Origin of the sequence: Sphingomonas horti, from assembly GCF_009753715.1 — a bacterium.
GTDB classification, from domain to species: domain Bacteria; phylum Pseudomonadota; class Alphaproteobacteria; order Sphingomonadales; family Sphingomonadaceae; genus Sphingomonas_B; species Sphingomonas_B horti.
On the sequence record NZ_WQMS01000009.1, the window covers coordinates 79,901 to 99,470 of the forward strand.

The 19,570-nt window shown below is 67.2% G+C and carries 17 protein-coding genes; 1 reads left to right on the forward strand and 16 read right to left on the reverse strand.

The genetic code is table 11. The features are described from left to right. Positions 1-75: 75 nt before the first annotated feature. The 16 genes from GON01_RS08760 to glmU form a co-directional block, all read right to left on the reverse strand. Positions 76-1,230, reverse strand: coding sequence for an HlyD family type I secretion periplasmic adaptor subunit (locus GON01_RS08760; protein ID WP_157026993.1), 1,155 nt, complete (start codon positions 1,228-1,230; stop codon positions 76-78). Continuing rightward, positions 1,227-3,305: an ATP-binding cassette domain-containing protein gene (locus tag GON01_RS08765; RefSeq protein WP_181600088.1), complete on the reverse strand. Its 2,079-nt coding sequence runs from the start codon at positions 3,303-3,305 to the stop codon at positions 1,227-1,229. Before GON01_RS08765 ends, GON01_RS08760 begins: the two co-directional genes overlap by 4 nt. After that, positions 3,302-4,621, reverse strand: a complete 1,320-nt coding sequence (locus GON01_RS08770) for a TolC family protein (protein ID WP_157026995.1) — start codon at positions 4,619-4,621, stop codon at positions 3,302-3,304. Before GON01_RS08770 ends, GON01_RS08765 begins: the two co-directional genes overlap by 4 nt. A gap of 41 nt (positions 4,622-4,662) precedes the next feature. Then, positions 4,663-6,180, reverse strand: coding sequence for a class I SAM-dependent methyltransferase (locus tag GON01_RS08775; RefSeq protein ID WP_157026996.1), 1,518 nt, complete (start codon positions 6,178-6,180; stop codon positions 4,663-4,665). 122 nt (positions 6,181-6,302) lie between these two features. Then, positions 6,303-8,387 (reverse strand): malate synthase G, encoded by a 2,085-nt coding sequence (locus GON01_RS08780; protein WP_157027090.1) that lies wholly within the window; start codon positions 8,385-8,387, stop codon positions 6,303-6,305. A gap of 56 nt (positions 8,388-8,443) precedes the next feature. Next, a complete protein-coding gene (gene rimM, locus GON01_RS08785; RefSeq protein WP_157026998.1) occupies positions 8,444-8,917 on the reverse strand; it encodes a ribosome maturation factor RimM in 474 nt (157 codons plus the stop codon). A gap of 118 nt (positions 8,918-9,035) precedes the next feature. After that, positions 9,036-9,536 (reverse strand): 30S ribosomal protein S16, encoded by a 501-nt coding sequence (gene rpsP / locus GON01_RS08790; protein WP_157026999.1) that lies wholly within the window; start codon positions 9,534-9,536, stop codon positions 9,036-9,038. A gap of 23 nt (positions 9,537-9,559) precedes the next feature. Further along, the gene (gene ffh, locus GON01_RS08795; protein ID WP_157027001.1) at positions 9,560-11,041 is read right to left on the reverse strand and encodes a signal recognition particle protein; all 1,482 of its coding nucleotides are present in this window, start codon (positions 11,039-11,041) and stop codon (positions 9,560-9,562) included. Positions 11,042-11,390: 349 nt separating this feature from the next. After that, the gene (locus tag GON01_RS08800) at positions 11,391-11,672 is read right to left on the reverse strand and encodes an SWIB/MDM2 domain-containing protein (RefSeq protein WP_157027002.1); all 282 of its coding nucleotides are present in this window, start codon (positions 11,670-11,672) and stop codon (positions 11,391-11,393) included. 118 nt (positions 11,673-11,790) lie between these two features. After that, a complete protein-coding gene (locus tag GON01_RS08805; RefSeq protein ID WP_181600089.1) occupies positions 11,791-13,131 on the reverse strand; it encodes a DNA recombination protein RmuC in 1,341 nt (446 codons plus the stop codon). 77 nt (positions 13,132-13,208) lie between these two features. Then, complete coding sequence (gene def / locus GON01_RS08810; protein WP_157027003.1) at positions 13,209-13,736, reverse strand: peptide deformylase; 528 nt, start codon at positions 13,734-13,736, stop codon at positions 13,209-13,211. 39 nt (positions 13,737-13,775) lie between these two features. Beyond that, positions 13,776-14,858: a DNA polymerase IV gene (gene dinB / locus GON01_RS08815; RefSeq protein ID WP_157027005.1), complete on the reverse strand. Its 1,083-nt coding sequence runs from the start codon at positions 14,856-14,858 to the stop codon at positions 13,776-13,778. 10 nt (positions 14,859-14,868) lie between these two features. Further along, on the reverse strand, positions 14,869-16,692 hold the full coding sequence (glmS, locus tag GON01_RS08820) for a glutamine--fructose-6-phosphate transaminase (isomerizing) (protein WP_157027006.1): 1,824 nt from the start codon (positions 16,690-16,692) through the stop codon (positions 14,869-14,871). Positions 16,693-16,707: 15 nt separating this feature from the next. Continuing rightward, positions 16,708-17,082: a PIN domain-containing protein gene (locus tag GON01_RS08825; protein WP_181600090.1), complete on the reverse strand. Its 375-nt coding sequence runs from the start codon at positions 17,080-17,082 to the stop codon at positions 16,708-16,710. Beyond that, a complete protein-coding gene (locus GON01_RS08830; RefSeq protein ID WP_157027007.1) occupies positions 17,079-17,456 on the reverse strand; it encodes a ribbon-helix-helix protein, CopG family in 378 nt (125 codons plus the stop codon). The genes GON01_RS08825 and GON01_RS08830 overlap by 4 nt, the downstream gene beginning before the upstream one ends. A 31-nt stretch (positions 17,457-17,487) precedes the next feature. Continuing rightward, positions 17,488-18,786, reverse strand: coding sequence for a bifunctional UDP-N-acetylglucosamine diphosphorylase/glucosamine-1-phosphate N-acetyltransferase GlmU (gene glmU, locus GON01_RS08835; RefSeq protein ID WP_408640913.1), 1,299 nt, complete (start codon positions 18,784-18,786; stop codon positions 17,488-17,490). A gap of 100 nt (positions 18,787-18,886) precedes the next feature. Here glmU and GON01_RS08840 point away from each other — a divergent pair, with 100 nt between their 5' ends. Beyond that, positions 18,887-19,564 carry an HAD hydrolase-like protein gene (locus GON01_RS08840; RefSeq protein WP_157027009.1) on the forward strand — a complete coding sequence of 226 codons (678 nt, stop codon included), beginning with the start codon at positions 18,887-18,889 and terminating at the stop codon, positions 19,562-19,564. Positions 19,565-19,570: the final 6 nt, after the last annotated feature.

Genomic DNA, 19,570 nt, shown 5'->3' on the forward strand with positions numbered 1-19,570 from the left:
GAGCTTGCCTCGGGAACGGAGTGGCGCACGGTGGTTCCTTTCGCGGAACATCGTTAAGCTTTGATGAAGCGCCCATCATCGCTCGCCCATCGCTTCCGACGCGGTCTTCAGGATCGGCTTGGTAAGATAGCGGAACACCGTCGTGCGGCCGGTCTTGATCTCCGCCGTTGCGGTCATGCCTGGCTGGATCACGATCCGTTCGCCGGCCGTCTTCGGATGCATGCTGCTGGTGTCGACCGCCAGCTGCACGCGATAGAAGCTTTCCTGGCCCGCCCCGTCCGGCTTGGAAATGGTCGTCGTATCCGGGCTCACGAAGATCACCTTGCCGGTCGCGCTGCCGTAGATCGAGGAATCGAAGGCGTCGAACTTGATCGATGCTTCCTGGCCCGGATGGATGAAGGCGATGTCGGCGGGAGACAGGTGCGCCTCGACGATCAGCCGGGCGCCGGCCGGGATGATCTGCATGACCTCGTCACCCGGCCGCAACACGGCGCCCACGGTCGAGATGCGCAGGTTGCTCACCACCCCCGCGACCGGCGCGCGCAGCTCGGCATTGGCGAGTTGGTCGCTGCGCTGGGTCAGCGCCTGCTCGGCCGTGGTCAGCTCCTCCTGCGTCTTCGCATATTCGGCCTGAAGGTCTTCGAGGTAGCGGCTGCGGCGGCTGGCGATCTGGCCCGACAGGTCGGACACGCTGCGCTGCAGGCGCAACAGCTCGGCGCGGGCGATGTCGCCGGACTGGACCAGCGGCCGGTTGAGATTGAGCTCCTGCCGCGCCAGCGACAGCTGCGAGCTGAGCGCCGAGATATCGGCGTTGAGCGCCGCCCGGCGGGATTGGAGCAGCATGCGCTGGTTGTTGGCGAGCTCGGGGAATGCCGCGACGTCCGGCGGGAACGAAAGCGGGCGGTTGAACAGCTCCGCTTCGATCCGCGCCATCGTCGCCTTGAGCGCGGCGACGCGCGCCTTGCCCTCTTCCACCGCCGCGCCGACGCTGACGGTATCGAGCGAGACCAGCAGCTGGCCTTTCGCGACGTCATCGCCTTCCTTGACCAGGATCGCATTGACGGTGCCCTCGGTCGCCGCCTGGACCGTCTGCACGCGGCCTGTCGGGATCACCTGCCCGCGTGCGCGCGTGATCTGGTCGAGCTCCGCCCAGAACGACCAGGCGATGAAGCCCAGCACCGCCAGCGTCGCGAGGGCGATGACGATCAGCGAGCCGCGCGCCGGGGTCATGCGCTTGCCTCTACCTTGGGCCGCGGCGGCGGCGCCTGCAGCGCCTTGACGACATCGGCCGTCGGGCCGTCGAGCACGATCTTCCCGTTGGCCATCACGATCACGCGATTGACGAGCGACAGCAGCCGCAGCTTATGCGTCACAACGATCAGGGTGTTGGACGGCGCCAATTGGCTCGCGATCGCGCCCAGCGCCTGCCCCTCCACCTGATCGTCGAGGTTGGCGGTGGGCTCGTCCAGCAGCAGCACCGGCGGCCTGGCCAGCAGCAGGCGGGTCAAGCCGACCAGCGTGCGCTGGCCGCCCGACAGCCCGCGTCCGCCTTCGAATATCGGCAGGTCCAGGCCGCGCGGGTGGCTGCTGACCAGCTGGATCAGCCCGGTTTGCGTCACCGCCTTCATCACGGCATCGTCGCCCGGGTTGGACAGGCCGAGCAGCAGGTTCTCGCGAAGCGTGCCGTTCACCAGCCGATAGTCTTGCGCCAGATAGCCGATGTGCTGGCGCAGAATGTCCGGCGCGATCTGCGCGGCGTCCAGGCTGCCGAGCATCACGCGGCCGGCCTGGGCGCGGTAAAGCCCCGCCAGCAGCCGCAGCAGCGTGGTCTTGCCCGATCCGATGCCGCCGACGATCGCGACCCGCTCGCCCTCCCGAACCTCGAGGCCCGGAACGTCGATGCCTTCGCGCGCGCCCGGATAGGAGAAGCGCACCCCTTCGAGCCGCAGGCTACCGCCGAGCGCGCCCGGGCGCAGGCCCTGCACCTCAGGGTCCTCGTCGGCCGGCAGGCTGAGAATATTGTCGAGCATCCGAAGCGAGGAGCGCGAATAGCCCCATTGCACGATGAAGCTCGGCAATTGCGTGACCAGCGGGCCGTTCACCCGGCCGGCGATGATCGCGCAGGCGATCAGCGCGCCCATCGTCATCTTGCCGTGCGTCACCTCGATCGCGCCGAAGGCGATCAGCGCGACATAGGCGACCTGCTGCAACGTCGAGAAGATCGATCCCGCAGTCGATGTCCAGCGCTTCACCGGATCCTCGGACGTGTGGATTTCCTCCACCAGCCTGTTCCAGCGCGACAGCAACTGCCAGCCGCCGCGATTGGCCTTGATCGTTTCCGCCGCGTCGATCGATTCGACCAGCAGACCGTTCTTCAGGTTGCTGCTGATCTGCGCGCGGTCGGTGTCCTTGCGGATCATCCGCGCAAGCCCGAACGCCACGCCGAGCGCGATCGGAAGGCTGATCAGCGGCACCAGCGCGAGCACGCCACCCAGGCCGAAGATCACCAGGACGAAGAACAGAGCGAACGGCAGGTCGGCGAGCAGGAAAAGCGAGCCCGACGACATCAGCGCGCGCACTTGTTCCAGCCCGCGCAATTGCGCCGCCATCGTGCCGACGCCGCCGGTCCGCGCGTCGAGCCGCACCGCCTGGGCGCGGGCGAAGAAATATTCCGACACGTCCTGGTCGATCCGCGCCGACTCCCGCTCGATCATCAGCGCGCGGGTGGTCCTCAGCGCAAAGTCGATCATCAGCGCGACGATCACGCCGACCGTGAGCACCCACAAAGTCGAGTAGCCGGACCTCGGGATCACGCGATCGTAGATCTGCATCGAATAGAGCGAGGTCGCCAGCGTAATGACGTTGGCGACGACCGTCGCCACCGTTGCCGCGACCAGCACATCCTTGCGGGCCAGCATCGCCCGCCAGAACACGTCGAATGCGGAGCTGTGGGTCCGCGCCGCGGCGGCTTCGGGAAGCTCCACGTCATAGAGACTGATGGACGGGTCCATCGCAATTGTGCGCGCGGTCCCGTCCCACACCCGCAAGCGGGCATGGCCCTCCATCTGCTCGGCGACCAGCCAGCCATCGTCCGGCGCATAAGCGAGCAGCGGAAAGCGATTGGCGCGCAACCGGCCCGACAGGCGGCGCGGCGCCTCCCAGCCGGCATTCTCGGCCAGGATCGCCAGGCCGTCTTCGCCGGCCAACGCGGCGGGATCGGGCGGCAAGCCCATCCAGTCCGGCGGCAGGTCGGCCCCGCGCTCGTGCGCGAGCCGCTCGATCAGGACCGGAAGAGGAGCTGTCATGGGCGACTGACCTGGGGTTCGGGCTGCCACCGGCAGGTGCGCAGCTGGATGCGCGCGGCCGACGCCATGGCGCTTACCTGCGCATCCTGCACCGCCATGTCCGCCTGGATCGATTCCAGCGCCGCGTTCATCACGTCGAGCCATGAGCGGCGGCCGACCACGAACAGGCGCTGGTAGGAATCGGTCACGCCGCGCGCGGCCGCGGCCGCGGTCTGGCTGCTCTCGACGCGGGCGCGGGCCGCGCGGTTCTCCGCGAAATCGGCGGCGAGCTGCGTCTGCACATCCTGCTCGGCGGCGCCGACCTGGACTTCGGCCGCCTCGCGCCGGGTGCGCGCCGCACGCTCCGCAACGAACGGGGACAGCCCGCCATTGGTCGAGGTGGTGAGCGCCAGGCCGACGCGTTCGCCGGTCACCTCGTTGCTGGAGAATTGCGCCGACAAGTGCGGCAGATATTGCGAGCGCGCGAGCTTCTGGTCGGCGCGGGCCACCAGCGCCGCCGCCTGCAGGCGTCGCCGGGTCGGCGAGCACATGGTTGCCTCCTCCACAGCGCGCGCCTGGCTGGGATGATGAACCGCCGGGTCGTAGCGCGGCGGCGAGGCCGGGGTGAAGCCGGGGTCGTCGAGCAGCACGCGGAGTTGCTGAAGGCTCGCATCCGCCTGCGCATTGGCAGTGGTCTGCTGCTCCATCAGCTGCGCCGTGCGCGAACGCGCCAGCTCCAGATCAACCTGCGGGCTGACTTCCTGCTGGACGCGCCGCTCGATCGATCCGACCAGCGCCCGGTGCTCGGCCAGGCCCTGATCAAGCGCCTCGATGCGCCGGGCGGCAAGCAGATTGTCGAAATAGGCGTTGGTCACGCGCAGCGCGACGTCCTGCGCCGTCTCGTCGGTGACAGCTTCGCTCTGCCGCCTGGAGGCCTTGGCCCGATCGATGCCGCCCTCGATCCGGCCGCCCTGGTAGATGGGCTGGTCGACGGTGACATTGGCGGTGACGTTGTCGCCGCGCACGAACTGGCTCCCGCCCTCGAACGCGAAAGCACCGACCGAGACGCTGGGAGCCCGCTGCCAGCGGGCCGCGCTGACATCGGCGGCGGCGGCGCGGTTGTTCAGCCGCGCGGCTCGCATGGACGGATTGGCGTCGATCGCGCGCTCGGTGATGGCGGCAAGCTCCGGGCCGACGCCGGGCGGCACGGCCGCCGGCGCGCCTGCCGCGGCGCCCGGCTCGGCCGCTGGGCCATAGGCTTGGGCACAGGCGAGCGTCGACGCGCCGGCCAGCGCCAACGCAGCGATCCGTCCCAATCCGGCACGCTGAACACCCATCCGCGCCTCCGCTAGGGGACTTCTCGCCAAGGTTCCAGTGTTTATGAGACGACGCCCAGCCTTTGCCAGGCGGGTAGACGGTTTGCGATGACGTCGTCGACAAGCTCCGTCGCCAGCCGCTGAGCCTCGTCCCCCTCGACAGGCCTGCCGTCGCGCAGCAGCCGGCGTCCGAGCCGGTCGAGCGATTCGAGCAGACGCGGCACGAGCGCATCGCGCGCCACGCCCTCGTCGCGCAGGCCGATCAGCATCAGGTCCACGTCGCGCAGCGCGAGCGCCGAGCCGATCGCGGGCGCCGCGACATAGCTATAAGGCGCGCCGGTCAGAACCGCGCCGGCGCAGGCCCGGTTGAAACGCTGCGCAGGCGCGAAATCACGGACGCCCTCCTTCAGGATCGCGACATGGCCGCCATGCGCAAGCAGGATGAGGCCCTGCAGCACGTTTGCGTGATCGTCGCGCGCAAGCAGCTCCGCAATCCGCCTTGGGCCATCTTGCAGCGCGTCGAAGACGGGCCCGTAAATCTGCTCCTTCAGCGTGAACTCGCCGAAGCTGGTCTTGATGGCGACGGTGTCGCCGGCAGGCCGGGCAAGCGCCTCAACAATCAGGTCCGCGGCACCGGGCGCCGCGGCGAACCGCCGCCGCCGCCCACGCGCGAGCAGGTCGCGGCGAAAACTCTGGTTGATCGCGCAGTCGATCACGTCCTGCTGGGCCATGGGATCGGCAATCTCGCCGACCGTCGTCCGCATCGGCTCCGCAAGCATCGCCGGCAGCAGATTTTCGGGCAGAGTGGCCGAGGCGACGAAATCCAGCTTCGCGCCGCGCATCTCTCCGGCCACTTCGCTGAACCAGAGCGGGTGCCAATTGTCGTGCAGATATTCCTGGACGAGATAGGCTGGGCTCAACTCCTGCAGCGCATCGATGCGGCTGCCGAGGCCGGGAAGCGCGTCGAACAAGGCAGCCTTGCCCGTCTTCAGCCGCTGGAACAGCGACACGGCCTGGTTCAGCACCTGAGCGCCGGGCAGCGCGGACTTGGTCTGCAGCCGCGCGGCGATATGCTGGAACGGCTGCATCGCTGCCCAGCCGGGCATCGAATTGTAGGAAACATAGGCCAGGCCGCCGGAGACGAGCGCGTGGCCGAGACACCCGACGATCGCATGCCGCAGTTCGGGCGGGACCCAGCTGTAGATGCCGTGCAGCACTGCATAGTCGAACCGCCCAAGCTCAGGCGGCCAGTCGCGCGCGAGATCAAGGAAGTCGGCCTCCACGAAGCGCACATTGTCGAGCCCGGCCGCATGGGCGAGTCCGCGGGCATGGGCAATATGCTCCGGGCTGAAGTCGACGCCGACGAACTCGATCTGCGGATAGGCGGATGCGATGAGCGCCAGCCCGAATCCTTGGCCGCAGCCGAGTTCCAGATAGCGAAGCTGTCCCTGCGCGCCCTCCGACGGTACCGCGAAACCTGCCAGCATCGCGCACACGTCCATCCAATCGGGCGCCAGCTCGCGATAGACGCCGTAGGTATAGCCCTGCTCGATATTGTAGCCGTGCGTCCAGTCGGTCATGTGTGCCGCCCCCTCGTCGCCGCGCACTTCCTAACCGTTCGCTTCGAGCGAAGTCGAGAAGCGGCTTGTCGATCCGGCTGCGTTTCCCGACTTCGCTCGAAACGAACGGGCCTAAGGTCGATCTAGCTCCGCCGCTTCACTTCGGCGCGGAACCGATGCAGCAGCGGCTCGGTGTAGCCGTTGGGTTGGGTGACGCCTTCGAACACCAGCGCGCGGGCGGCCTGGAAGGCGATGCTGCCTTGTGGGTCGGACGCCATCGGCCGGTAGAGCGGATCGCCGGCGTTCTGCGCGTCGACCTTTGCCGCCATCCGAAGCAGCGCCGCATCCACCTGCTCGGCCGTGCAGACGCCGTGCAGCAACCAGTTCGCGATCGCTTGGCTGGAGATGCGGAGCGTCGCGCGGTCCTCCATCAGGCCGACATCGTTGATGTCAGGCACTTTCGAGCAGCCGACGCCCTGATCGATCCAACGCACGACATAGCCGAGGATGCCCTGAGCGTTGTTGTCGAGCTCGCGCCGGACCTCCTCTTCAGTCCAATTGCGGCCGAGCGCGAGCGGGATCGTCAGCAGCGCGTCGAGCGACGGCGGCGCCTCGCCCTTCAGCGCCTCCTGAACCGCGAACACATCGACCTGATGATAGTGCAGCGCGTGCAGCGTCGCCGCGGTCGGGCTCGGCACCCAGGCGGTGTTGGCGCCACTCTTGGGATGGCCGATCTTCTGCTGCAGCATGTCGGCCATCTTGTCGGGCGCGGCCCACATGCCCTTGCCGATCTGCGCCTTGCCGCTGAGTCCGCAGGCGAGGCCGATGCGGACGTTTCGGTCCTCATAAGCCTTGATCCAGGCGCTGGTCTTCATCTCGCCCTTCGGGATCATCGGGCCCGCCTGCATCGAGGTGTGGATCTCGTCGCCGGTCCGATCGAGGAAACCGGTGTTGATGAAGACGATGCGCTCCTTCACCGCATGGATGCAGGCGGCGAGATTGGCCGAGGTGCGCCGCTCTTCATCCATCACGCCGACCTTGATCGTGTGGCGCGCCAGGCCGAGCAGGTCCTCGACCGCGTCGAACAGGCGGTTGGTGAAGGCGGCTTCCTCGGGCCCGTGCATCTTGGGCTTGACGATGTAGATCGAGCCGGCGCGGCTGTTGCGAAAACGGCCCAGCCCTTTCAGGTCATGCAGCCCGCACAGGCTGGTGACGATCGCATCGAGAATGCCTTCCGGCGCTTCCGATCCGTCGGGCAGGATCACCGCCGGCGTGGTCATCAGGTGGCCGACATTGCGCACGAAGAGCAGGCTGCGGCCCGGCAGCGCGAAGCGGCTGCCGTCCGGCGCGGCGTAATCGCGGTCCGGGTTCAGGCGCCGCGTCATCATGCGCCCGTTCTTCTCGAACATATCCTCAAGGTCGCCGCGCAGCACGCCGAGCCAGTTCGCATAGGCCGCGACCTTGTCGTCGGCATCGACCGCGGCGATCGAATCTTCCAGATCGACGATGGTCGTCAACGCGGATTCCAGGATCACGTCGGCAAGACCCTGCGGATCGTCGCTGCCGATCGGGTGATCGCGGTCGACCAGCAGCTCGACGTGCAGGCCATTGTGGCGGAACAGCAGCGAGTCCCCGCGCCGGCCGACCAGCAGCGGATGCGAGCCGCCGTCCAGCGCCGCCTCCCAGCCGGGCAGGCTTTGATCAAGAAAGGCCCGCGCCTGCGCGATCACCTGCGCGCCGCGCTCCGGATCGTAGCCGCCCGGCTTCGCGTTTCCCGGCAACGCATCGGTGCCGTAGAGCGCATCGTACAGGCTGCCCCAGCGCGCGTTCGCCGCGTTCAGCAGGAAACGGGCGTTGAGGGAGGGCACGACCAGCTGCGGGCCCGCCGTGCGAGCGATCTCGTCATCGACAGCGTCGGTGCCGATCGTGAACGGCGCCGGCTCGCCTGCCAGATAGCCGATCTCGCGCAGGAACGCCTGATATTCGGTTTGATCGATCGGCTGACCGCGCCGTGCCTCATGCCAATCGTCCAGCTGCGCCTGGATGGCATCCCGCGTCGCCAGCAGCATTACGTTTTCGGGGACGTAGCGCGCGAAAATCTCGGCGACGCCGGCCCAGAAGGTCTCGGCCTCATGGCCGGTGCCGGGCAGCGCCTGTTGCTCGATGAACTCGGCCAGCACGCGCGCGACCTGCAGCCCGGAACGCTCGACCCGATCGACCACGCGCATCTCCCTCATTGTGCACTGCAACAGTGCGGGGCCGCGGCGCGGATTGTCAACTTGGCTCAGGTGATGAAAAGCGGGTCGATCACCAGCCGGTCGGGCTCGACCGCTACGGCATGCATGGGTGCCATGAAGCTCTTGCCGCCCGGCTTTTCGATGTCGAGCACGTCGCCCGCGCCGAAATTCTCGACCGCCGCGACCGTGCCGACCGAATCACCGCCCGGCGTGACGACCGGCAGGCCGATCAGGTCCGCGTGATAATATTCGCCCTCTTCGAGCGGCGGCAGCGCCTCCCGCGGGACGGTGAGGGCCTTGCCGCGAAGGGCCTCGGCGGCCGTGCGATCGGCGACTTCCTTAAAGCGCGCGATCGCCCCTGCCCCGACTTGCCGGATCGCCGCGAGCGTCAGCGCCCGCCCCTCCGCGTCGAAGCTGGCGTAATGCTTCAGGCTCTCGGCGCTGTCGGTGAAAAGCTTGAGGCGCACGTCGCCCTTCAGGCCGTGCGCGCCGGTGACGGCGGCGAGCGTGACGCGATTCATTGGAAAGACGGATTAACAAACTCCGTTCGCTTCGAGCGCAGTCGAGGAGCAGCCGCGCCGGAGCACGCGTTTCTCGACTTCGCTCGAAACGAACGGGTCATGTTATATCCCGGAACGATCAGCCCTCCGCCGGCTCGTCGGTCGACTGGGGCTCGTCCGCGCCGGCCGGCGCTTCTGCATTGCCCTCGGCCGGCTGCTCGCTCGACACGCCCTCGTTGGTCGCATCGGCCGTCGCTTCCTCGGCAGGCGCGGCGCTGGCCGCAGCGGCCGCCTCGGCCGCCTCGGCAGCCTTCGTCGCACGCTCCTCGGCGCGCTCCTTCGCCTTCTCGCCGGGCTCGCCCTTCTTCGGATTGCTGCGCGCCGGACGCTCCTTGACGCCGGCGGCATCGAGGAAGCGGAGCACGCGGTCAGTCGGCTGCGCGCCGACGCTCAGCCAATGCTTGGCGCGATCGGCGTCGAGCTTCACGCGCTCCGGCGAATCCTTCGCCAGCAGCGGGTTGTAGGTGCCGATCTTCTCGATGAAGCGGCCGTCGCGCGGCGAGCGCGCGTCCGCCACGACGATGCGGTAATAGGGCCGCTTCTTGGAGCCGCCACGCGACAGCCGGAGGGAAAGTGCCATAGTCTTCAGTCCTTTCGTCTAGATTACTTTTTCTTCAGGAAATTCTCGAAACCGGGCGGCAGGTTGCCGGGAATGGGCGGCATTGCTCCACCCAAACCGGGGAGACCGCCCGCCGGCCCCTTGAGCACATCGCCCATGCCCCCGGGCAGGCCGGCCGCGCCGGCCCCGCCCTTGCCGAACATCGCGGCCAGGCCCTTCAGCCCGCCCATTTTCTTGATCTTCTTCATGGCGTTCGCCATTTCCTGATGCATTTTCAGCAGCTTGTTGACTTCCTGCACGGTGGTGCCGGAGCCGTTGGCGACGCGAATCTTGCGCTTCGCGTTGATCAACTCGGGCTTGGCGCGCTCCTTCGGCGTCATCGAGCCGATCATCGCGTCCATCCGCACCAGGATCTTCTCGTCCACCGCGCCGGAGGCCATCGCCTGCTTGGCCGCTTTCATGCCCGGAATCATGCCGGCGAGCGCGCCAAGCCCGCCCATGCGCCGCATCTGGGCGAGCTGGGCGCGCAGGTCGTTCATGTCGAACTGACCTTTGGCCATCTTCGCGGCCATGCGCTCCGCATCCTCGACCTGGATGCTCTCGGCGGCCTTCTCGACCAGGCTGACCACGTCGCCCATGCCGAGGATGCGGCCGGCGACCCGCTGCGGGTGGAAGGCCTCAAGCCCGTCCATCTTCTCGCCGGTGCCGGCGAACTTGATCGGCTTCTGCGTGACGGCTCGCATCGACAGCGCCGCGCCGCCGCGCGCATCGCCATCCATCCGGGTCAGGATCACGCCGGTCAGCGGCACCTGCGCCGAAAAGCTCTGCGCGACGTTGACGGCGTCCTGGCCGGTCAGGCTGTCGACCACCAGCAGGATCTCCTGCGGCTTCGCGACGTCCGCGACGGCCTTCATCTCGTCCATCAACGCCTGGTCGACGTGCAGCCGGCCGGCGGTGTCGAGCATCAGCACGTCGAAACCCTGCAGCTTCGCGGCATTGAGCGCGCGCCGGGCGATCTCGACCGGCGGCTGGCCCTGCACGATCGGCAAGGTCGCGACCTTCACCTGCTCGCCCAAAGTTGCGAGCTGCTGCTGCGCCGCTGGACGGTTCACGTCCAGCGAAGCCATCAGTACTTTCTTGCGGTCGCGCTCGCTGAGGCGCTTGGCCAGCTTGGCGGTCGTCGTGGTCTTGCCCGAGCCTTGAAGACCGACGAGCATCATGATCGCGGGTGGCGTCACGTCCAGGGCGAGCTCGCTCGCTTCCGCGCCGAGCATCTCGACCAGCGCGTCGTGGACGATCTTGACCACCTGCTGGCCCGGCGTGACCGAACGCAGCACCTGCGCCCCCACGGCCTGCTCGGTGACCTTGTCCACGAAATCGCGGACGACCGGCAGCGCCACGTCCGCCTCGAGCAAGGCGATGCGGACCTCACGCATCGCCGCGCGCACGTCGCTCTCGCTCAGCGCGCCGCGGCCGCGAAGGCGGTCGAAAACGCCGCCCAGCCTGTCGCTCAGGGTCTCGAACATTCGCTCACTCCAACACCGTGGGCCCGGAAACGCGAAAAACGCCGGCGGACGAAACCTCGTCGGCCAGCGTTGGCGCTCATAGGGAGCGCCGTTGCGGTATCCGTGCTACGGAATGCGGCGCGCATTTAGGACGCCACGGCCCAAAAGGCAAGCTCAAGCCTGTCCATTCGCTGCGTTCGGCCTGAGCCTGTCGAAGGCCTCCCTTCTTCTTTGCGGGCTTGAAGAAAGGGAAAGGAGGGCTTCGACAGGCTCAGCCCGAGCTTAGCGTGGGACGTGCGCCCCGCTGTCAAACGAAAAGCGCCGCCGAGCCAGGGCCCGGCGGCGCTTACGAAGGAAAATCCCGAAGAGCTTACTTCAGGTGGTTCGACAGGTGCTTGTTCATTTCGAACATCGACACCTTGTCCTTGCCGCCGAACACCTTCTTCAGCTTGTCGTCCGCCAGGATCTCGCGCTTGTTCGCGGGATTCTGGAGATTGTTCTTCTTGATGTGTTCCCACACCTTCGAAACGACGGCGCTGCGCGCGATCGGGTTCGATCCGACGATGGCGGCGAGATCGGCCGACGGCTGAACGGGCTTGCTGAGCGCGTTGTTGGCGCGCGGCGCTTTCTTCTTCTTGTCGGGTTCCAGCATTGATTCCCTCCCTTGGAGACCCCCTGATTGGGTCAAGCGGACGCAAAAGAAAACAGCTTTCCTCTCGTAAATGGACGCTTATCCACAGAGAAGCGCGTCACTGTGACGCGAAAGCCACTTATGCCGCCTCCCCAGAGGCGGTCGAGACCAATTTTGTCAACGGCCGGGGCGACGATTCGATCACGGGCAGCGCCTCAACCTCCTTGGCGCCGGAGACCTCCAGCGCCTCGAAGCGCTTGGCCTGGCTCATCACCTGGCTCTCCAGGCTGCCGACGAAGCTGTTGTACGCGCCGTTCGCCAGCTCAAGATTGCGCCCCAGCCGGGCGACATGGCTGCCCATCGTCGCCAGCCGCGAGTGCAGCTCCTTGCCGAGCGCGGCGATCTCCGCCGCCTGTTCGGCCAATTTCTCCTGCCGCCAGACCGAGGCGACGGTGCGCGCGATCGCGACGAGATTGGTGGGCGTCGCCAGCAGCACCTTGCCTTCGAACGCGCGCTCCCACAGCTTGTCGTCCTGCTCCAGTGCAGCAGTCAGGAAGTGCTCGCCCGGAATGTACATCACGACATAGTCGGCGGCGTCGCCGAACTGCGCCCAATAAGCCTTGGAGCCGAGTTGCTGGGCATGGGTGCGGATCGAGGCGGCATGCGCCTTCAGGTGCGACTTGCGCGCCTCGTCGTCGACCTGCTCGCTGGCGTCGAGATAGGCGTTCAGCGAACATTTCGCGTCGATGATCAGCTTGCGGCCGCCGGGCAGGTTGACGATCACGTCGGGCCGTAGCCGGCCCTCGTCGGTATCGACCGAGACTTCCATCTCGAAATCGATGCCCTCGGCCAGCCCCGCCTGCAGCAGCACGTTCTTGAGGCTCTGCTCCCCCCAGCGCCCGCGCGCCTTGGGGCTGGAGCGCAGTGCATTGACCAGCCGCGCCGTCTCTTCCTTCACCTGGGTGTGGCCGGCATGGAGCAGCTCGACGGCCTTTTGCAGCGCGGAGTAGCTCCCCACCCGCTCCTTCTCGACCAGGCTCAGATTGTCCTCGTAGCGCTTCAGCGTCGCCTCGACCGGTTGCAGCAGCGCCTTCAGCTTCGCTTCGTTGTTCTCGCCAGCCTGGGCGAAGCGGGCGTCGGCGCGTTCGAGGAATTGCCGCTGCGCTTCGCCGAGCAGCTTCGCGCCGGTCTCATGAAATTGCGCGGTCAGGGTTTCCTTGGCGGCGAGCAGCTCCTGCATCCGCGCGTCGAAGTTGCGGGCGTCGGCCTGAAGTTCCACCACCTTGCGCAGCGCCTCGTCGCGCTCGGTCGTGACTTCAGCTAGCGTCATGCGCAACAGCTCGGCATGCTTCGCCTGCTCCTCGGCCGCAGCGCAGCGCGTCTCTGCCGCGCGCAGCTGCCCGGTCAGGCGAATGGCATAAAGCAGCGCAGCGCCCGCGACGACAATCGCCAGCACAGCAACGAGAAGCAGCGGGTCCACGTCATTCCCCTCCCGGAACAGAGAGGGAACCTAGCGAGATGATCGCTGCTCGACAACCGTCATTGCGATCTGCGGAGTTACGCCGCCTTCTGGCGGGCCTTCATCAGCTTCTTCAGCACCATCTCGCGCTTCAGGCGGGACAGGTGGTCGATGAAGAGAATGCCTTCGAGATGATCCATCTCGTGCTGGAGGCACACCGCCAGCAGGCCTTCCAGCTGTTCCTCGCGCACGGTGCCGTCGCGATCCTGCCAGCGGGCGCGGATCACGGCCGGGCGCTCGACGTCAGCATATTGGTCGGGGATCGAGAGGCAGCCCTCCTGATAAACCTGCAGCTCTTCCGAGGTATCGAGAATCTCCGGGTTGATGAAGACACGCGGCTCCTTGACCGGCTTGCCTTCCTCGTCCTGCTGCTCCTGCAGGTCGATGATCAGCAGCCGCTTCGGCACGCCGACCTGGATCGCGGCGAGACCGATGCCCGGCGCCGCGTACATCGTTTCGAACATGTCGTCGATCAGCCGGTTCAGCTCGGCGTCGACCGCCTCGACGGGCGTGGAAATCTGGCGCAGGCGCGGGTCCGGCGTTTCGATGATCGGAAGAAGTGCCATGCGGGGGAAATTAGGTGCGCGGCGGGCGAACGTAAAGGCCTAGAGCGCAAGCGGAAGCGGCGGCTGGAGCGCGTCCTCCGTCTCTCCGTGAAGGCCAGAGAGAGTAAGACCAAGCAGCCTGATGCCCTGCTTAACCGGCAACAATGGCGACAGGAGATGCCACCCCTCCTCGCCGAAGCTCGCCCGATCGGGGAACACGCCGGCAATCGTCCGCGCCCGCGTGATCGTGCGGAAATCGGCATAGCGGAGCTTCAGCGTCAGCGTCCGCCCGCGCGCGCCGTGCCGCTCGATCCGCGCCCAGGCCGCATCGGCGACCCGGTCCAGCGCCGCCCGAAGCTCCGCGGGACGAGCGAGATCGCTGTCGAACGTCCGTTCGGCCCCCACCGATTTCAGCGGCCGGTCCGGCCGCACGGGCCGCCCATCCTCGCCCCGCGCGGCACCATAAAGATAGTCCGCGCTGCTGCGGAAATGCTGCTGCAGGAAAGCGAGGTCGCACGCGCGCAGGTCGGCGCCGGTACGGATGCCCAGCCGCTCCATCTTCGCCGCCGTGACCGGCCCGACGCCGTGGAAGCGGCTGACGGGCAGCGCGGCGACGAACCCGGGGCCTTTCGCCGGCGGGATCACGCACAGCCCGTCCGGCTTGTTCTGGTCCGACGCCAGCTTGGCGATGAACTTGTTGTACGAAACCCCGGCCGACGCGGTCAGCCCGGTATCGGCGCGGATGCGGGCGCGGATTTCCTCGGCCGTCGCGCGCGCGGAGCCGAGGCCGCGCCGATCCTCGCTCACATCCAGATAGGCTTCGTCAAGCGACAGCGGCTCGACCAGGTCGGTATAGTCGAGCAGGATCGCGCGGATCTGGCTCGACACCGCGCGATAGACATCGAACCGCGGCCACACGAACACCAGCTCCGGGCAGCGCCTGAGCGCGGTCGAGGACGGCATCGCCGAGCGCACGCCGAACTTGCGGGCCTCATAGCTGGCCGCGGCCACGACGCCCCGCGCCTGCGCGCTCCCGACCGCGACCGGCCGTCCGCGAAGCGCCGGATCGTCCCGCTGCTCGACCGACGCGTAGAAGGCGTCCATGTCGATATGGATGATCTTGCGGGGCGGCAGCACAGCCATGCCGCCGGACTTACTCGACCGTCACGCTCTTCGCGAGGTTGCGCGGCTGGTCCACGTCGGTGCCTTTCGCCACCGCCACATGATAGGCGAGGAGCTGGACCGGGACGGCATAGACCAAAGGCGCGATCAGCGGGTGGACCTTCGGCATCTCGATCGTCGCCAGCGCACCTTCGCCGGCTTGCGCCAGCCCTTCGGCGTCGGAGATCAGCACCACCTTGCCGCCGCGCGCCTGCACTTCCTGCATATTGGACACGGTCTTTTCGAACAGCGGGCCAGACGGCGCGATCACGATCACCGGCACGCTTTCGTCGATCAGCGCGATCGGCCCGTGCTTCATCTCGCCCGCGGCATAGCCTTCGGCGTGGATGTAGCTGATTTCCTTCAGCTTCAGCGCGCCTTCGAGCGCGAGCGGATAGTCGGGCCCGCGGCCGAGGTAGAGCACGTCGCGCGCGCCGGCGATGGTGTGCGCCATGCCTTCGATCTCCGCGTCGTGGGAAAGCGCGGCGTTCATCGCGGCGGGAACTTCGGTCAGGTGACGGACCAGCCGCGCCTCCTCCGCCGCTTCCAGCCTGCCCTTAGCGCGCGCGAGATTGGCGGACAGAGCCGCCATCACCGCCAGCTGGCAGGTGAAGGCCTTGGTCGAGGCGACGCCGATTTCCGGCCCGGCATGCGTCGGCAGCAGCAGGTCGACCTCGCGCGCCATCGATGAAGTCGGCACGTTGATGATGCCGGCGGTGGTGACGCCGCACGCCTTCATGTGGCGCAGCGCCGCCAATGTGTCGGCGGTCTCGCCCGATTGCGAGATCACCAGGCCCAGCGTGTTCGGGCCCAGCACCGGCTCGCGGTAGCGGAACTCCGACGCGACATCGACTTCGACCGGCACGCGGGCGAGCTGCTCGATCCAGTATTTGCCGATCGCGCCGACATAGGAGGCGGTGCCGCAGGCGACGATCGCGACCCGCTCGACCGAGCCCAGGTCGAACTCCATGTCCGGCAACGCCACCCGCGCCTCCAGCGTGCGGAGATAGGAGCTGAGCGTCTGCGCGACGACGACCGGCTGCTCGTAGATCTCCTTCTGCATGAAATGGCGGTGATTGCCTTTGTCGATCAGCGCGCCGGTGATCCCGGACAGCGTGATCGGCCGCTCGACGGGATTGTTGTCTTTGTCGAAGATTTGCACGCCCGCGCGGCGCACCATCGCCCAGTCGCCTTCGTCCAGATAGGCAATGCGCTGCGTCAGCGGCGCCAGCGCGATCGCGTCCGAGCCGAGATAATTCTCGCCCTCGCCATAGCCGACGACCAAAGGCGCGCCGAGCCGGGCACCGATGATCAGGTCGGGATCGCTCTTGAACATAATCGCCAGCGCAAAGGCGCCGTGAAGGCGCGGCAGCACGGCCTTGACCGCCGCCTCCGGCGAAGCGCCGCGCTCGACCTCTCGCGCCACGAGGTGCCCGACGACTTCGGTGTCGGTCTGGCTGTTGAAGGTGCGCCCTTCCGCCAGCAGCTCGTCGCGCAGCGGCTTGAAGTTCTCGATGATGCCATTGTGGACCAGCACAACGTCGCCGATGATATGCGGGTGCGCATTGTCCTCGGTCGGCGCGCCATGCGTCGCCCAGCGGGTATGCGCGATGCCGCTGTGACCCGGCAGATGCTCCTGCCCCAGCTTGCGCGCGAGGTTGTTCAGCTTGCCCTCGGCGCGCTGCCGCTCGATCCGGCCGTCGTGCACGGTCGCGACACCGGCGGAGTCGTAACCGCGATATTCGAGCCGCCGCAGCCCTTCGACGAGCCGCTCGGCTACGTCGTCCGTGCCCAGAATGCCGATAATGCCGCACATTGAAGATGACTTTCGCTACAGAGTGTAAGGAACGCGGATGCCCGGCATGTTGGCCGGAAAATCCTTGGTGTTGCGCGTGACCAGAATGCGACCGCGCTCCTGCGCTGACGCCAGGATAATGGCATCTGGCGATTTGAGCCCGGGCCGGGCGCGACGGAGGCGTGCAGCCCTCTCGGCAATATTCTCGTCCAGCTCATCGACGTCGAACGCGCTCAGAAAATCGAGCGTATCCCGGATCATCAATTCGCTGCCTTTCGACAGCACCTCGATCCAGACCATCCTGCTGATCCAATGACGTTCCCGCGATTCGCGGCGCAATTCGTCCAAGGCCGGCCTGAAGCCGCCAAGCGCGTCAATGATGATGTTCGCGTCGAAGCTATATCCGCTCACCGGCCATGCTCGTCGCCGGAGCCGCCCCGCTGCCCCAAGAGTCGAAGATAATGGGCGCGCTCACGATCATCCTCTTCTGTGAACATTTCAGGCGATTCTGCGCGCACTTCCTCGTAATCATCGTCCCACGGCCGCGTCCACTCGGCGCGCCGCTTGCGCTCATATTCGTGCGGGTCTTCCTGAATGTCGTGACGAGCCCAGAGCCCGAAGCCTGCTTTCAACGCAGCGAGCCTGCGCGACTGATCATCGCCGTCCTCGGCCCGATAGGCTTCGACCGCTTCACGAACCAATGCAGTCCGCGACTTCCCGCTCTCCGCCGCCTTCTGGTCCAGCCAGCGGATATCGTCTTCTGGAATATCGACCAATGTGCGCATGATATCGTGATATCACATCATGATATCATTTTCAACCGCTCTTGCGGGCTCGCATCAGCGCGCGGAAACGGGCGGCCCAGCCCGGCTTGGCTGCCTGGTCGCCCCTGGCGAGAGCCAGAGCGTCTGGTTCAACGTCCGATGTGATGACCGAACCCGCGCCGACGATCGCACCGGCGCCGATCATCACCGGCGCCACAAGGGCGGAGTTGGACCCGATGAACGCGCCCTCTCCGATCACGGTGCGGTATTTGAAGAAACCGTCGTAATTGCAGGTGATCGTACCCGCGCCGATGTTCGCGCCTGCGCCAATGTCCGCATCGCCGAGATAGGTCAGGTGATTGGCCTTGGCGCCCTCGCCCAGCTTCGCTTTCTTGACCTCGACGAAATTGCCGACCTTCGACTTGCGTCCGAGCTCAGCGCCGGGGCGAAGCCGGGCATAAGGTCCGACCTCGGCCCCCGCCGAGACATAAGCGCCTTCCAGATGGCTGAAGCCATGGATCGTGACGCCGTCCTCGACCGTCACGCCGGGGCCGAACCAGACGTTCGGCTCGACCCTCACGTCGCGGCTGAGCTTCGTGTCGTAGGAGAACCAGACCGTTTCCGGCTCGATCAGCGTCGCGCCATCGGCCATCGCCTGCGCGCGGCGCCGCTGCTGCCAGGCGCGCTCCTGCTCCGCCAGCTCGGCGCGGCTGTTGATGCCAGCGACTTCGTCCGCGCTGGTTTCGACCACGGCAGATGGCCGGCCGTCTCCGTCCGCCAGCATGACGATATCGGGAAGATAATATTCGCCCGCGGCGTTGTCGTTGGTGACGCGTTCCAGCAGCGCGAACAGGTCGCGGCGCCGCACCGCCATCAGGCCCGAGTTGCACAGCGTGACCGCGCGCTCTTCTTGCGACGCGTCCTTGTACTCGACCATCTTGCGGATGCGTCCGCCGACATCGGCGATGACGCGGCCATAGGCGGCCGGGTCGACGGGACGGAAGCCGAGCACCACTGTGGCGGGCTCGTCGTCGCCCTGCAGCCGCTCGACCAGGCCGCGCATGGTCGCCGCACTCACGAACGGCACGTCGCCATAGAGGATCAGCACGTCGCCTTCGAAGCCCGCCAGCGCCGCTTCCGCCTGCTGGACGGCATGGCCGGTGCCGAGCTGCGGATCCTGCACCACCAGATCGATGCCCCGTCCGGCGAGCGCCTCTTCCAGCTGCTGGCGCCCGCTGCCGACCACGACGACGGTCCGCGCGGGCGACAAGTCCTCGAGGCTGGCGAGCAGGTGCATCAGCATCGGCCGGCCCGCGATCGGATGCAGAACCTTGTGCAGGTCGGATTTCATGCGCGTGCCCTTGCCGGCGGCAAGGACGATGGCGGCGAGAGGGCGTTTCGTCACGCCGCGCGCTTGCCACGGCCGCCCCGCACGGGGCAAGGGCCGGCGCATGGCACGCGCATTCGACATTGTCGGCTTCGACCTGGACGGGACCCTGCTCGACACCAGCGCGACGCTGACGCGCGCGGTCAATCACACGCTCGCGCAGGCAGGACGCCCGCCGCTCCATATCGAGGAGGTGCGGCCGCTGATCGGCGGCGGCGCCAAACGCACGCTCGAGAAAGGCCTGGAGCGCTCGGGCGGCTACGATCCGGAGGACATGAAGCGCCTCTATCCGCTCCTGCTCGATTTCTACGGCAGCAACATCTCGGAAGGCTCATTCCCCTATCCCGGTCTGGTCGACGCGCTGGACCATCTCCAGGCAGATGGCGTCCGTCTCACGGTCGTCACGAACAAGTTCGAAAGCTTCGCGCTGAAGCTGCTGGACGAAGTCGGCCTGCTCGGCCGCTTCGCGGCGGTGATCGGAGGCGACACGATGGGCAAAGGCAATGCGAAGCCGAGCGCGATGCCGATTCGCGAGATGATCGTGCGTGCGGGCGGCGGCTCTGCGGCGTTCCTCGGCGATTCGATCTACGACGTGCTGGCCGCGAAGAATGCCGGCATCCCCAGCATCGCCGCCAGCTTCGGGTTTCTGGCCGGGCCGGTCGAGGAACTCGCCGCGGACGCGGTGATCGACAGCTATGACGAGCTGATCCCGACGCTCTCCGCGTTGGCGGGCCGGAGCTAGCGCGGC

Bases quoted from the DNA above. Each gene is read 5' to 3' on its own strand.
- GON01_RS08760 (WP_157026993.1), bottom strand. From the start codon at position 1,230: ATGACCCCGGCGCGCGGCTCGCTGATCGTCATCGCCCTCGCGACGCTG.
- GON01_RS08765 (WP_181600088.1), bottom strand. From the start codon at position 3,305: ATGACAGCTCCTCTTCCGGTCCTGATCGAGCGGCTCGCGCACGAGCGC.
- GON01_RS08770 (WP_157026995.1), bottom strand. From the start codon at position 4,621: ATGGGTGTTCAGCGTGCCGGATTGGGACGGATCGCTGCGTTGGCGCTG.
- GON01_RS08775 (WP_157026996.1), bottom strand. From the start codon at position 6,180: ATGACCGACTGGACGCACGGCTACAATATCGAGCAGGGCTATACCTAC.
- GON01_RS08780 (WP_157027090.1), bottom strand. From the start codon at position 8,387: ATGCGCGTGGTCGATCGGGTCGAGCGTTCCGGGCTGCAGGTCGCGCGC.
- rimM (WP_157026998.1), bottom strand. From the start codon at position 8,917: ATGAATCGCGTCACGCTCGCCGCCGTCACCGGCGCGCACGGCCTGAAG.
- rpsP (WP_157026999.1), bottom strand. From the start codon at position 9,536: ATGGCACTTTCCCTCCGGCTGTCGCGTGGCGGCTCCAAGAAGCGGCCC.
- ffh (WP_157027001.1), bottom strand. From the start codon at position 11,041: ATGTTCGAGACCCTGAGCGACAGGCTGGGCGGCGTTTTCGACCGCCTT.
- GON01_RS08800 (WP_157027002.1), bottom strand. From the start codon at position 11,672: ATGCTGGAACCCGACAAGAAGAAGAAAGCGCCGCGCGCCAACAACGCG.
- def (WP_157027003.1), bottom strand. From the start codon at position 13,736: ATGGCACTTCTTCCGATCATCGAAACGCCGGACCCGCGCCTGCGCCAG.
- dinB (WP_157027005.1), bottom strand. From the start codon at position 14,858: ATGGCTGTGCTGCCGCCCCGCAAGATCATCCATATCGACATGGACGCC.
- glmS (WP_157027006.1), bottom strand. From the start codon at position 16,692: ATGTGCGGCATTATCGGCATTCTGGGCACGGACGACGTAGCCGAGCGG.
- GON01_RS08830 (WP_157027007.1), bottom strand. From the start codon at position 17,456: ATGCGCACATTGGTCGATATTCCAGAAGACGATATCCGCTGGCTGGAC.
- glmU (WP_408640913.1), bottom strand. From the start codon at position 18,786: ATGAAATCCGACCTGCACAAGGTTCTGCATCCGATCGCGGGCCGGCCG.
- GON01_RS08840 (WP_157027009.1), top strand. From the start codon at position 18,887: ATGGCACGCGCATTCGACATTGTCGGCTTCGACCTGGACGGGACCCTG.